This window comes from Pseudomonas sp. EA_5y_Pfl2_R50 (assembly GCF_963970475.1).
Taxonomy (GTDB): Bacteria; Pseudomonadota; Gammaproteobacteria; order Pseudomonadales; family Pseudomonadaceae; genus Aquipseudomonas.
In genome coordinates this window covers 1-255 of the sequence record NZ_CAXAPT010000257.1, presented here as the reverse complement: position 1 = coordinate 255, position 255 = coordinate 1, and the positions used below count along the sequence as shown (strand labels likewise).

The following is a 255-nucleotide window of genomic DNA, read 5'->3' as shown; positions in this document are numbered from 1 at the left end:
GAGGCGTTGAGCTAACCAATACTAATTGCCCGTGAGGCTTGACCATATAACACCCAAGCAATTTGCGTCGAACAGACCAGATTGCGGTGTGTGAAGACGAAACGAACCGAAAGTTCGATGTTCACAAGACACCAGCTGTCACATACCCAATTTGCTGAAGCGAGGCCATCTGGTCACGACTCAGTACCCGAATTTCTTGACGACCATAGAGCGTTGGAACCACCTGATCCCATCCCGAACTCAGCAGTGAAACGA

The 255-nt window shown here is 49.8% G+C and carries 1 rRNA gene; it reads left to right on the top strand.

What is annotated here, in order from left to right:
* Nucleotides 1-195: 195 nt before the first annotated feature.
* Nucleotides 196-255, top strand: a 5S ribosomal RNA gene (gene rrf, locus AACY19_RS27715); the annotation flags it as partial.